Below are 14,566 nucleotides of genomic sequence, written 5' to 3'. Positions count from 1 at the left end.
AGCTCACTAAGTGCCGTAATGGGAGCGGAGTACATGATAGAAATATTAAAGAGAAGCAGAAAGAAAACGATTGATATATATGACTTAGCTTACGAATATAGGAAAAAAGCATTTTATACTTGGTCGCATGAAGAGGTTCGTGAGTTCATACAGCAACTGCAAGAATTGAATGACAATAAAATAATTCAAATCACGCGTAGTAAAAAAGGTGAAGTGAACCTTGATGGCATACAAAGAAGAATTGTCATAAACACATGGAATTTTGCTGGGCAATCAGAGAATATGTCCTTCGATTTGATTAGTCGTGATTTAGGAATGGATGCATCCTTTTATTTGAAGAATCCGGATGAATATGAGAAAGACAGAAACCATATCAAAAGGCTTAGAGATTATTTGAAGAACAAATCAGGAAAATTGACGATCAATGAGATAGCCTATAAGATTTTTAAAGATGAAAAGGCACTAACTCAGATAGAGAAATCTTCGGTTGATGGTAAAAAAATATTAAATAAACTGTGTTTAGACATAGTTAGCCTTGATGGTGTTGATACGATAGCACCCTTTTATTTTCCAGTTTCTTCAAAAGGGGATACTGTATTAGTTGTTGAGAATAAAGATACATGCTTTTCATTGTTGCGGCTGTTAAATAACAGTCAGACCAATATTAAAGGCATAATATTTGGTGAAGGTAGGGCGGTAAACAAAATCTTTAACTTTTTGCATATATACGATCTGGAGCACGTCGGGTCATTCTTATATTATGGCGACGTTGATCAAGAGGGCTTTGATATTGCAAGATCTTTGATTGAACGTTATCCAGAGTATAATATTTCACTCTCAAAAGTGCTATATCATCACCTTGTGAAAGATGAAGGTAGAGCTTTAAATTTCAAAAGACAAATCGACACAACAAAGGCAGAAGGTATTCTTTCAAGTTTATATGATGAAGATAAGACGGTTGTTATGTCTATCTTATACAATGATGGTTGCATACCTCAAGAAGCTCTAAATTATGATGATATGAAGGTGATTATGGATGGACTACAGTATAGATTATTCTGATGCAAGTAACAGACAAGAAATTATAGGCATTTATTCCCTCTATTTTTATATTGTGACCACAACGGCATATGCATTTGAAGTAGGAAATCTGGTCATCTCTCTTTTGATATACATGGTTGAGGAAGGCCGGCTAAATGCATATGCAATGAAAGTATATGAAATAAAGACATTCATATATGAGTACTTAAAAGGGATTGATTTTGAAGAAGAATATAACCTTGATGAAATAGCAGAAAATTTGATATCCAAGCTTCAAGGGGCAAAACCCAATGGTGATCCAATAAAATTCGAATACTATGATCATGAAATAAGAACTAGAAAATCTGTAAAGATAGCATATATTGATTATAGTTTGAAGGATGAAGGTTTTAAGATTACAGATAAAGGTCTGGAATTTCTCATTTCATCTAAGGAAATTCCTCAAGAAGCGAAGCTGACAGTAGCACTATATCTGTTCAAACTTCAGCTGGAGAAGAAAAAGTACAGGGCTGCTTTGAATACAATCAAAAACATTAATCTGGAGACAATGAGACAACTGGATGTAAAAAACGAGATCTTGTCAATGAACAGATATGGACGTGATGAAGCAAGCCGCTTATATAAGAAATACTGGGGCGATTTCTTTGAGCTGCGAAACGAAGAAACAAGTCATTACGAAGGCGCTAAAGAACGATTAGAATTGTATAAAGAAACTGAATACCTGGAAAACAACAATATCAAATTGACACCTGAAGATATTGAAGTACTAAAAGCGATCGAAATGGAACTTGGAAAAAGTTCGAATCTTCAGGCGGTCTATACTAATGAGATTTCAAAAATGCCAGTGGAGATGCTTGAAATTGACAAATCATCAATGATCAATATTTTTCTGACACTGTTCAATTTAAAAGAGCATTTTGAAGAATTATCAAAAGTAGATACGCCGATTGAAGCATTTTTGAATTCGATACAACCCTTGTTATTGCCTAAGCGAAGTAAACGATTTGGTTTAACGACAGCATTATCGGGACAAAAGGTTTCAAGGCATATCGATATTCCCCCGGCAGAAGAGATCAATATTAAAACTCAAAAGCATGAAGATTATGAGATGATTTTTGAGGGACGAATGAAAAATAATTATTTGAAGCTGTTTGAAATATTGATTGAATATTTAATAAGAATCAATCAAGAGATTGAGGATATATCAGAATTCGTGACCTATGTAGAACAAGGAAAAGGCAACGCAGCGATTACATCGATAGACTTATTAAGCTTTTTATTAAGCTTGAGTTATTTGCCGGATGCACAGATAGAAAATACCTACGGAGCTGAAAACACTCAAGTGATTTCATTGAATGAAAAAAGATGGATTAAGGATAAGCCGATTGAGGTATTTCAAGTTCAAGAATTGTTGACTTTTTTTTGGTTTGATAAATTGAAAATGAACTATAATGCGGAGATTCATGTATCAACTGAACCAAAGAAAAAGATACAAATTAATGGGGATGTGGACAGGAGCATTGGTAATATAAGAATACGTCTGATTGAGAAAGGAAGTATGCAATATGGCTAAAAATATGGAAGCAGTAGGTAATGCGTTAAAAATACTCATTGAAAAAGGCAGCCTTTCTCGAGATGAATTCCCGGTTATTCATGAAAGAATCATAAGTGACGGAGATATTCTTAGTGATTTGGAGAAAATATGTCAAACAACAGGCCTTTTTCTTAATGAAAGGTCAGGGACCTTTTATGTATCTCCGGTACCTGGAATGCGGACATTTGGATATACAAATGCAGAATTGAGGAAAGAAATCTATTACCACTTTAGAAACGAAGATCTGTATACGGCGCTTTTTATCATTGCTAATGTTATAACTGAATTTTTTCCTGAAGCTAGTCCATCACCTATGAAGTCATTTCTTAAGAGCAATGATTTGATGGATGTAATTGATAAAAAGATCGAGATACTTTCGGAGCAAGTAAATCTCGATGAAATATCCTATGAAAAATCATATAACTTTGAAGTGATCGTTAAAAAGTGGATGGATTTACCGCGTGTAAAACTTGATAAGGGTGAAGGTGATAGTAAAAGGGAAGTTGGAAAAGCCTCAAAAATTCAAATTCTTAATACTACACTTAAATTCATGGAAAATCAGGAGTTGATCAAACTGGTTGAAATGAATGGAGACAAAGCCATCTATATTACAGAACGTTTTAATGCCACGATTCTCAATGCTTATAATGATGATGAAATACAAAACGAAATCTACGACTATCTGGATAATCTGATTCCGGAATAAAATGATAAAATCGGTGAAGGAAGGGTGAAGTATGGCAAGACTGCAAGGGTTCAGATTGGTTAATATACATGCAAATCATAATTCGATTATTTATCCCAATGAAAGTTTTTATGTAGATGGCAAAAATGCCTTGCTTGATATGAAGAATGGCGGTGGGAAGACGTTAGCAGCACAGATGCTGTTTCAGACAGTCTTGCCAAATTCATATTTTTCAGATAAGAATCAAGTAGTCAATTTATTTGATGGAGTCTCAAGTGGCTCTACGATACATACGGTATCGCATTTTAGCATAGAGGGTCAGCAATTCAATAATTTGTATCTGGGGTTTGCTGCGATGGCAGAGCCAAGAAACAGCGATGATAATCCGGATTCTGTTGATAATACGGATCTTGGGGTTAAATATATGAATTATGTCATTGCTGGCAATAATTTAGAGACAGATTCCTTGTCAATGGATATGCTACCACTATGTAAAAATGAAGGTGAGAACATTACCCCGCTAAGTTATAAAGGTTTAAAAGATTTCTTACAAGGAAAAATAAAAAGCGACAAGCATGGCCGGTTTTTCTATATCCAGATGTTTGAAAATGAAAAGGGAAAATATTATCAAGAATTGAAACGGTTCGGTATCAATTCTGAGGTTTTTGAATTCTTAAGAGAAATCAATAAGGATGAAAACTATATCAAACAGTTTTTTGAAGAAAAATGTAGGAAGCCTAAAGACCTACTGATGAACTTCATTGTTCCAAATACAGAGAAAGCGCTTGATTCAAGGGCTTTCGTTATGAAGTTGGAAAAGGTTGACAGATCTGGTCAATTAGCAGAATCTCTTTTTGAGAAATCACAGAGTCTAAATGAACTCAATAAGTTTCAAGCAGATAAAGCGGAATATGAAAGATTACGTGATGAAATCTCAATGTTCATTGAATTTGTGAACGGAAAAGTTCACTCCCTCGAAGCATATGATAAGCACCTGAGTGAATATCCGAATCAGGTAGCAGCGTACACATTTGCACTTAGACAATTAGAAGAGCTTCACAGAATTCATGAGGCAGAACGCATTAAGCTGGAAGAACAAAAAGATGGTCTGGATAATGACCTTGAGAATATTGAGATTCGAAAGCTTCAAATCGAACTTGAAAGATTAGAAAAGATTTTTTCACAAAAGAAGGATTTGCTGAATCAAATAAATGAAGAAATCGAAGAAAAGAACCTTGAAAGAATAAGGTTTGAGGCAATCAACCTTGTCATTGATTATAAGCAACATGAATCAGATAAAATTGGTATAGATGAAAGGCTTGAAAAGCTCACCAGTGCAAATTACGATGAGAAAAAAATCACAGCAGAACTTGCCAATACGATTTGCAAACTTGCTGAAAGTGAAAAAACCAACCTTACAGCTGAAGAAAAAAGTAATAAAGAAGGTCGAGATAAAAACGACAATTTGTTGGGTGATTTGAAAAATGCGGAAGGAAGATTGGAAAGTCAACTTGATCAATGTAAGAAAAGTCTTTTGGAATTTGAGCATAAAAAATATGAGACTGAGCGAGAATGGACCGATATTGAAAAGGAGCTAAGAGTATACCCAAATTACAGTAATTCTCTTTTCGATGAAGAGGAGCTTAATATTTTAGATGGCCTGAAAGTTAGCATTGAAGAAGATTTGATGAAGTTGAAAGAAGAATTGATTCAGAATAATACGGATCGTATTTCAGCTGATAAAGATAAGGAAAATACAGGGTCATTTATAACAGAAAAAGAAAAAAATCTAAAAGAAAAAACTGATTGGCTTGCTGACTTCAACGCTTCAGTAAAGGAAATTGTTCTTAAAACAACGGCAAGTGAATCAAATATTCAAGAATCATTTGATCAATTGAGATCACAACAGGAACAGCTAATTAAAGATGAAGTCCAAATCAATGAAATTATTGAAGATCGAGAAAATGAAATCTCAATACTAGAAGATTATGGCTTTCTCAGGGCTAGGTCTAAATATGATGCTTTGAATTCTATAATTGGTGACTGGAAGTTTGCCAGATTCGGTTCAGATTTGTTGAAAGAAATGGAAGAGGACAAGGTCAGAAGAATATTAGATCGATTCCCTGGATTTGCTGAAGTTCTAGTTGTATCTGATGATGAATTCAGCCGAGTTTCCATGGGTAAAAAATCTGTAAGTGTAACAGTTGCTAAAGAGAATTTTGTACTTATGCCTTGGTCTGTAATTAATAAAATTGATGATGGCATTAATTTCGAATCAATGTACCTTCTTACGCGTGATGGTGAGTATTATAAAAACCTTTTAAATCCAAATGAAGCCATCGAGTCCAGAAAAAGAGAAGTTGGCAAGCTGTTAGAAAAGATTAAAACATTAAAAGAGGATAAACAAATCATTGATTCTCAAAGTGAGTTAATGGGTGCACATCTTCACAAGTACCCTGTAAGGTTGGTGTCCAAATATTGCGAAGAAATAAAGAAACAAGAGAAAGAAATCTCAGATTTAAAAGCAAAAAAGCTTCAACAAGAACAACTGATAAGAGCATTGGAGCTGAAGTTTGAAACGATTAAAAGTCAACAAGAACAACTTGAACAGGAAAAGACTGAAGTTTTTGAAAAGTATGAATTATTGAGTAAAAAAATAGTTTTGGATAATAATATCAAAACTATCGCTGCTCAAATAAAAGGACTGCTAGAAGAAAAAGATGACCTTGAGTATGAATTTGATAATAATAAGGCTGATATTAGCAAAGCACAAAAAGGCAAGGAGCATTTTGAAGAAGTTCTTGAAAGGATCAAGGAATATATTCGCAAATTTGATGATTACATTAAAGAGGCTGAAGGATATAAAGGTGAGAGATTTAATTTTGTAGCAGATGAAGACATTACAACATTATATAGCAGGTTTAAAGAAGCAAAACGTTCCTTTGATATAAAAGTACAGGATTATGATGATTTAGTTGAACAACAGCGGAAATTGGATAGTTATATGAATGGTATACGAGATGATTACCGATTTTCCAAGATAGAATTCGTAGAGATATATGGACTTAATAATGTTGAAAAGATAGGTTCAAGAGAATTTGAACTCATAGAAACAAAAGTGAAGGAATTATTGGATGAAAAAGGTCACCTTGAAGATGAAAAAAATACTGCTGAAGTGGAAATGAAATCTTGTAAGAAAAATTATGAAAACCTAGAAGAAAAGATTGCGGTGTATTTTGAAAAATTTCTGGCAATGGATTTAACCGAATTAGAAGATCTTGAAAGAACATGTAACGATTCACTCTTCAAAATAATGGATCTACTTAAGGCGAACTACCAATCTATCTTAGAAGTAGAAGAGCAGCAGAGAAAAGATGATGGAGAACTAAAGCAATTTACTGTATTTTGTAATACGAACTCATTAAAATGGCAAACTGCTGAACAAGCTGATATCAAGTTTTCATATGAACAAATGTACGAGAGCTATGCCGTGATTAAATCTGATTATGATAAAGCCATAAGCAAAATCAATACAGAAATTAAAAAGCTTGATCTTACAATACAGAAACTGAATGTCAGCGAGCAACTAAAATCTAAGTTGAAAGAATACCTTAACATTAAACAGTCATTCAATGAAACAACACAGTTAATCAAGCTTCTCGATCAAACGTCAGATATAATCCGATCGACAATAAAGAATCTTGAGACATCAATAGACAATATTGGTCGGCTTGATGAAGAGATTGCAGAACAGGTATTCAGAATGCTAAAAACTATACTGGATGAAATTGCAAAAATTCCAGAATATTCAAAGTTTAAGTACGGAGAATATACAAGGGAGTCATTTAGAATTAACTTGAGCGAAGAGAACAGTTGCAGGATAGAAAATGATATTGCTTTAAACCAGCTAAAAGCTTACGTGTATGAATTAGCCAATTCTGTTCAAAACGAGGGGATGACAAAAAGAGATATTAAAAATCGATTGAGCATAAACAATATTATGCATTATGGAATCGATTTTGAGAAGCTTAATATTCAAATCCTAAAAATTGAGCAGGATAAGCCTAAGTACTACCGATGGGGTCAGCTTTCAGCGTCATCTGGTCAAAGCTATGTAACATACGTCATGTTTGCAATAACCATGATTAAATATTTTAATAACGTAACGATCATCAGTGATAAAATGAAAGCGCCGATTTTTATCTTTTTAGATAATCCCTTTGCATCTGCGTCTTCGATTGAACTTTGGGAACCAGTAAGGCGATTTCTTGATAAGAGCAATGCGCAATTACTTTGTGTTGCTCATAATGTGCCAAGTTCGGCGCAGATACTCTTTGATAAGCATATGATCATAGAACAAACCAAGAATGCAAAAGGTCAGTTTATCAATACGATACGAAATGAAAAAACGGAATCTAAAGAGATTATCCAGATGCAGTTGTTTGATCATATGGAGATTGAATGATTGTAAATTAGCAGATTATGGAGGATATAACGATGAGATTTACATTAGTATTTGAAAATCAGCAAGAAGGAATAGGTGCTTCTTATGATTTGCTTTTTGCACCATGTCCAATTTGGGATGCAGCTGGCACAGAAATAATAAACCTGAATCCACAGGATCCATACTTAAACCCTGGATGTGTTACAAGACTAATTGAGCACGAGCATCTTCAAGGTGTTGAAAAATGTATTATTGTTATCCATGCTGTTGGGCATGGAGATGAAAACAGCTTAGCAGTTATAAAAGCTGATTTAGAAGATCTGAATATCAAATATCGAGTCATTGATTTTATTGAGATAAAATAAATGCAATAGAGACAGTTGTGTTGAAGGAAAGGTGGAGATGTGTAACAAGGTAAATAGTTTTATTTACATGAATTTGCATGAAAATGGCAAATTGTAATACCGGGATTAAAAATAACAGAACTTCAAGTTATGAAAAATCTCGCTAATGAGTGTTTTCATCTTTGATACGAATTGGATTGGGAACTATCCCTTGAACACGCTTAATCAATCAATGCAGAATCCAATTTAATGATTATCCATGGATAAGTTCTCGTATTAAGGAATTAGATAAAATCAAAATTGTCAAGAGAATAAATTTAAATATAAAACGTGATTGACATTTCTTGGACAAGCAAATATAATTTACTTAACTGAATACGGTGTGTATTGCGAACTTCGAAAACGCAAATTTTGCACCCATATTAGTCTTTTCGTACAGACTACCGCATAGAATTTTTGGGATTTTAGGTATAATCTGTATTGGATTATACCTTTTTTTATTGTACGGGGAAATATAGAAAATTGGAGGATAAGTCATATGGAACAAAGCTATTTTGAAGGATTAAAAATGGATGAACATAAGGTAATTGCATTTTTGAACAAGCAAAAAAGTGCAGCAACGATTACCTTGATGGGGCCAACAAGTAGTGCAAAATCAACTCTCATTACAGAACTGTTGGAAGCATTAAGTAATAAGTTATTGGGATATAATGTGGGGGATACCGCACAGACTACGTTACTACGAACTTGTTTAATGCTTAATAGTAGGTTCAACAAGCATGAGGTGATTATTCAATGTATTCCTCACGAGAATGATGAGACTATACTTCTAAACTTCATATCTACATTAAAGAAGATACTAGCTGGGGCATTTTACGAACAGAGAGATGAACTTGATGTTTTTGATGTTGATGAGAGTGTTGTTAGAAATATATTGAATCCTATTGACCGAAGTTATCATGCATTTGAGTTTGTAAAAGAACAAGGACTTCTTGAAAACTTACGAGAAATGCTAAATAAAATTTCCAAAGAACTTGTAGACAACCCAATTCCATTTGATGAAGAAGCGAATAGGGCATTCAAGGAACGAAGAAAAGAACATAATGGCATTAAGAAAAGTGATATTTATGAAGAACTGTTCGATAGAAGATTTAATGAAATTTCTTCTCATAGAGAAATTTTAAAAGAATGGTTTATAGGATTACAAGAAAAAATATATGTTGATCTACAAGGGTTATGGTCGATTTCTAGTGAGGGTAATTTTATTTTGTGTGATTCGATACTTGAAAGAGGTAATGTTCATGAGTTAATGGCGAAGTTGTATAGCAAGAGTAGCGCATGTTCCTTAATATTTGAGGAAATTTGTTATGCAACAAGTCCTTCTGAAAAATTTGTGGAAGCATTTGTAAATCGCGGGCTTAATGTCTCCGGTCGCAAGTTAAAACTAAATATTCTTGACACGGTAGGACTCACGCAATCATCACAGGAAAAGGATGATATCAGTGACGCAATGGATAAGATATTCCAAAGGCAAACAGACGCAATATTATTTCTATGTGCTTCTGATGAGCAGCCGCTAGTATATGAAACGAGTATAATGTTATTGGACGAAAAGAAGCAAAAGTTTGAGTTTAAACCTATGGTGATTTGTAGAACAAAGGCAGATATAGTATTAAGAAACATTATGATTAATAAATGGAGAAAAGATACCGGTGTGAATGAAATCTCTGATGAAGATAATTATGCTCAATATTTACGTTATGCATTCGAAATGTTTAAAGAGGAGTTTTTATTAAGTAATTCTAATCATGAGGATAAGCTGTGTAAAGGATTGCCATTAGAGTTTATTTCAATGGCGCCAGATTATACTAAGGATATGAATAAAGTTTTAAATAATGTATTGAGCTCTGCAAAGGTGTTTGATATTTTATTAAACATTACAAATGAAATAGATAAACAATATTCAAACGATGGAAGTCGTCCATGGCTTTATAGTGACGATATTAATAGTTTGCCGCTATCATTGACCTGTAAAGCACACATGCTAAATAATACAATTGGCGTAGCTTTGGCGGCATATAACATACAACAAAGAAAGCAGTATATTCAGTATATTGATAGTAAAATTAAGTTTCATTGGAAATCAGTGGATTGTTTTCGATATAAGTTAAGTTATGGAGAAGGACATGAAACAAGAGCATATGTGTATGGAAGCTTTAAGCTGTTTATAAAGAATATGGTGGCGAAATGGCTACGAGCACTTGTTCCTATGGAAGATATGATTAATGATTTTGATATTTCGTACGTGCATTTACAAGGTGACTCAGAAATTATTGAAACGGTTAAGAACACATTTCCTATGCAATTTGATCAACTGATAAGAACCCGATGGGGAAGTATAATTGATAGTGTGGCAAAAAAATTGACATATGATTGTTTGCAGCCGGATTTGAATCAAATATTTTACAATTATTCGTGGGATAGTGCATTCAGAATAGGTTTGACATATATTGATAAGCAATTTAGCTCTGATAATTACTGGCAAGTAAATCTTTTGCCGCTTATAGAAAAGGAATTTGATGAGCTTCTTCAGAAGATGTATGTATATGATGAAGTATAAAATTTAATACTGTAACAATTTAGCAATTCACGAACTTCGAAAACGTGAGAAACGCTAATTGTGACATAAGTCGGCCTTGTCAACTGAAGTGTGTAAGTTAGGTTTTCCTACCCCAGTTTTTGCTTAGCTCGATAGATAGTACTGACCGATATTCCAGTCATTTTTGATACCTGGGAGTAGGAGTTGGTTGCAAGTAAATGTAAAGCATGTTCCAGCTGTTCACGCCCATATTTCAAGGGTCTACCGCCATAGTTGCCTGACAGTTTTCGTCCTTCTTGCGTACGTTCAACGATCATATCACGTTCGAACTCTGCAAAGGCAAAGAGAATTGTCCGAATCAGCTTGCCGGTGGGAGTGTTATCCATAAGTCCCATGTTTAGAACATGGACCTTGATTCCGTGACCAAGCAGCTGATCGATGAACAGTATACCCTGATGAGCAGACCGGGCCAAACGGTCCAATTTAGTGACCATAAGTGTATCGCCAGGTTCCAAAGCATGTACAAGTTCGTTGAGTTTTGGCCTGTCCAGCGTGGCTCCGGAGCATGATTCTTTATAGACGATTCTTGAACCGGAATCCCTTAGCAGTTCTTCTTGTGAGTCCAAACTGTTGCCATTTTTCTCCTGGATTTTTGTGCTTACACGAGCGTATCCACATACCATTTTCAGCCTCCTTTTTTTGACCATAAGATATGACCAAAGCTAAAGTATTGATTTTCCGTTTGTTGGAAAATCTAGTCAGAACTTATAAGTTTTGACTACTCGAATTGCTGGTAGTAGAGAACTCGATCCGATAGATCCTCGATCAGAATCATTTGGTTCAAGATATCTGCCCAGTGGGATACGGATCGTCTGGACCACTTTTCATAAAGCTCAAGAATTCGTAAATATAAGACTTTGAGGACTGCATTCTCATTTGGGAAAGTGCCTTTGTGTGTTACTTTTCTAAAGCTTGAGTTGACGCTTTCAATGGCGTTGGTGGTATACATGACTTTACGAATGGCTGCGGTGTAGTTATAAAGCTGTTCGACATGCTTCCAATTCATATCCCATACTCTGATAGCACCCGGGTAATCGGCCCATTGTTCTTTGAATTTTTCGAATTCAAGAAGAGCCACCTTTTTATTAGGAGCTTTATAAATCAGCTTCAAATGCGTTGTAAAAGCCTTGTATTTCTTTTGCGGGATATACTTTATCGAGTTACGGATCATATGAACGATGCAGCGTTGAATAACCGCTTTAGGGAAGATGGTTGATGCACCATCTTCAAGGCCAGGAAGGCCATCCATCGAGATAAAGCCAATGTCTTCTACACCACGGACTTTTAATTCATCGAAGATTTGCATCCATTGTGACTTGTTTTCTGATTCAGCGATCCATAAACCGAGGATATCCTTTTTACCACTCAGATCGTAGGCCAGAATAGTATAGATTGCATGATTTTTTGTTTCATATTCAGTGCGGATATTTACATAAAGACAATCTACGAAAAGAAAGGGATAGAACTTTTTCAAGGATCGAGATTGCCATGTTGCAAGTTCATCCAGGACACTGTCAGTAATGACGGAGATCTTTTGATGAGAGATACGAAATCCATAGATATCTTCAATGATATCAGCGATATCACGTTGACTTAAACCTTTAGCATACATAGAAAGAACCTTGCTTTCGATGTCGCTGACATCGGTGGTTCGCTTGGGGATTGCTTCTGGTTCAAAGGAAGCATCACGGTCTCTGGGGGTCTTTATGTTGATATCACCCATAGATGTTTTGAGTGTTTTCTTGCCGTGACCGTTACGGCGATTAGATGAATCTTTCTTGGAACGATCATTAGAAGCATAACCTAAATGATGTTCCATTTCACCATCAAGCATGCTTTCAAAGATTGGACCAAAGATAGATTTTAAAGCATCCTGAATATCGTCAGTTGTTTTAGGGTCATAAGTATCCATGATTGATTTGGCGATTGCCTCGCCAGGAGTTGGGTCTTTCTTTTTAGCCATTTGTGTAATTCCTTCCATGATGTAATCCTTTCATAAATCATAGTCAAAACTCATTGATTTTTAAAGAGTTTTTTGGAACTTACACACTTTATATTACAATGCCGATTTTTTAAGATTAATTGATGATTTTATTTCTACCGAAGAACATATATGTAAGTTTATTAACACTCACATTCAGAGTTAATTGATTTTAATAATTGTGCCGAATAAAGCTTTCAAGTAAGGCACAATTAATTGAAAGTTTTATTGCGCACAGTTTTACTGACTGGTAAAGTTGTAGCAGCACTATAGGTGCCGAACAGAAATGGCGTCCCGTTTGATCTTAAAAGGGTGGAAGTTAGGACTTGAAAAAACGGATGGTTTTAAGCCGTTTTCGAGAAAAATACTCCTCCGCCAAGGAACCAATGGGTCTTCACGACATCATTTTTGTCTACTCAAGGCATGTTGAGACGGTGGTATTGATGACACAAGTAGAAAAGTAGGAACGTGAAAAGTCCAGTAATACTGGGCTTTTTTATTTTTTGTGTTATAATTTTAATAAGTAAAAATAGACGAAATATGTATTTAACGTGAACTGTTTTTGGAGGAATAACATGGGTGAAATTGTTAACATTTATCATTCTAATGAAGTAGATAAAAAAGAAAAAGACTTAATAGAACTGACAGAAGAGATGCTATTAGATGCGCGTTCTACGATAAATAGTAAGAATACATTAAGCGTACCAATTGCAGAGTTATCGACGCTAGGGGCTGGGGTGGCATCACTAATTCCAGCATTGAATACAGTCACACAGACAACTACATTTGCCACTGAGGGGTTATATCAATTAGCAAATGCTGGTGTTGGCGATGTTCTCAAGGTTGCGAAAAATGGAAATTTTTGGGGAGCCTTCAAGACTGCTGATGGTGCATCAAAATTTGCACAGCTTCAAGCAGCAGGCCCATTATCTGCAACAACTACAACAGCGGCTGCAATTAACCCAGCCATAATGTTAATGTCAGTAGCACTTTTCTCGATTGAAAAAGAGCTTGGTAAAATTGCAGAAATAGAAGAGCAGATTTTACTATTCCTTGAAGTTGAAAAGGAATCAGAAATCGAAGCTGATATAGAAACACTGATGAATATTGTCACAAAATATAAGCTTAACTGGGATAATGTGAATTTTGTTGCGAGTAACCATAAGCTGGTATTAGATATTCAAAGAACTGCAAGAAAGAATATGAACGCGTATCAGAAGAAGATTAATGAAGCTGTTAAAGCGAAACAGTTCATCGTCGTTCAGAATAAGGTTAATTCGACATTGGCTGACTTAGAGAAGAAGTTTAAATATTTTAGATTATCGCTTTTCACATTCTCTTTGGCATCTCTGATGGAAATAATGCTATGCGGTAATTTTAAAGAAGAATACATTTTAGGAATTAAAGATGAGATAAGCTTTATGTCACAAACCTATAGAGATTTATTTGAAAAGTGTTCTGTTCGTCTTGAGAAGATGGGTAACTCCGCACTGGAATCAAATGTTATAAAAGGATTAGGCTCTGCGGGTAAAGCTGTTGGAAAGTTCATCGGAAATATTCCTCTTGCGAAAGAAGGGGTAGTTGATGAGTTTCTTCAAGATAAAGGCGATTATTTAAAAAGCAATGCTATCGAAATGGAAAAGAAATACGTTGGAGCTTTTGCGGCAATAGGTGATCCAGGTACAGGAATGCTTGTTGAAAAAATGAATGACATGGTTCAGATCTATAATCATACAACAGGGATATGCTTTGATAAAGAAAAGATTTATTTAATGACTAATTAGTAAAGGGTCAAATAATCAGTGTCGAAATATCAGA

At 34.9% G+C, this 14,566-nt stretch carries 9 protein-coding genes; 7 read left to right on the top strand and 2 right to left on the bottom strand.

Features of this window, described 5'->3' with window-relative positions; translation table 11 throughout:
* The first annotated feature begins 33 nt into the window (after positions 1 to 33).
* The 6 genes from Q5O24_09610 to Q5O24_09585 all read left to right on the top strand — a co-directional run bounded on the left by Q5O24_09610 (position 34) and on the right by Q5O24_09585 (position 10,728).
* Positions 34 to 1,062 carry a DUF2220 family protein gene (locus Q5O24_09610; GenBank protein WKY46634.1) on the top strand — a complete coding sequence of 343 codons (1,029 nt, stop codon included), beginning with the start codon at positions 34 to 36 and terminating at the stop codon, positions 1,060 to 1,062.
* Entirely contained in the window at positions 1,037 to 2,614 is a 1,578-nt protein-coding gene (locus Q5O24_09605; GenBank protein WKY46633.1) for a hypothetical protein, read from the top strand. Before Q5O24_09610 ends, Q5O24_09605 begins: the two co-directional genes overlap by 26 nt.
* Positions 2,607 to 3,341: a DUF6063 family protein gene (locus Q5O24_09600; protein ID WKY46632.1), complete on the top strand. Its 735-nt coding sequence runs from the start codon at positions 2,607 to 2,609 to the stop codon at positions 3,339 to 3,341. The genes Q5O24_09605 and Q5O24_09600 overlap by 8 nt, the downstream gene beginning before the upstream one ends.
* A gap of 31 nt (positions 3,342 to 3,372) precedes the next feature.
* The gene (locus Q5O24_09595; GenBank protein WKY46631.1) at positions 3,373 to 7,785 is read left to right on the top strand and encodes a hypothetical protein; all 4,413 of its coding nucleotides are present in this window, start codon (positions 3,373 to 3,375) and stop codon (positions 7,783 to 7,785) included.
* 32 nt (positions 7,786 to 7,817) lie between these two features.
* A complete protein-coding gene (locus Q5O24_09590; GenBank protein ID WKY46630.1) occupies positions 7,818 to 8,129 on the top strand; it encodes a hypothetical protein in 312 nt (103 codons plus the stop codon).
* Between the two features lie 517 nt (positions 8,130 to 8,646).
* Complete coding sequence (locus Q5O24_09585) at positions 8,647 to 10,728, top strand: GTPase domain-containing protein (protein ID WKY46629.1); 2,082 nt, start codon at positions 8,647 to 8,649, stop codon at positions 10,726 to 10,728.
* A gap of 107 nt (positions 10,729 to 10,835) precedes the next feature.
* Here the strand turns inward: Q5O24_09585 and Q5O24_09580 are convergent, their stop codons facing one another.
* Both Q5O24_09580 and Q5O24_09575 read right to left on the bottom strand, forming a co-directional pair.
* Positions 10,836 to 11,390 (bottom strand): recombinase family protein, encoded by a 555-nt coding sequence (locus tag Q5O24_09580; protein WKY46628.1) that lies wholly within the window; start codon positions 11,388 to 11,390, stop codon positions 10,836 to 10,838.
* Between the two features lie 95 nt (positions 11,391 to 11,485).
* Positions 11,486 to 12,739: an IS256 family transposase gene (locus Q5O24_09575; GenBank protein WKY49243.1), complete on the bottom strand. Its 1,254-nt coding sequence runs from the start codon at positions 12,737 to 12,739 to the stop codon at positions 11,486 to 11,488.
* Between the two features lie 584 nt (positions 12,740 to 13,323).
* Here Q5O24_09575 and Q5O24_09570 point away from each other — a divergent pair.
* Complete coding sequence (locus Q5O24_09570) at positions 13,324 to 14,532, top strand: hypothetical protein (GenBank protein WKY46627.1); 1,209 nt, start codon at positions 13,324 to 13,326, stop codon at positions 14,530 to 14,532.
* Positions 14,533 to 14,566 lie beyond the last annotated feature (34 nt).

It is taken from the genome of Eubacteriaceae bacterium ES3, from assembly GCA_030586155.1.
Classification (GTDB): Bacteria; Bacillota; Clostridia; order Eubacteriales; family Eubacteriaceae; genus Acetobacterium.
Note: the sequence above shows the minus strand (reverse complement) of the source record. Positions and strands in the feature narration are given on the sequence as shown.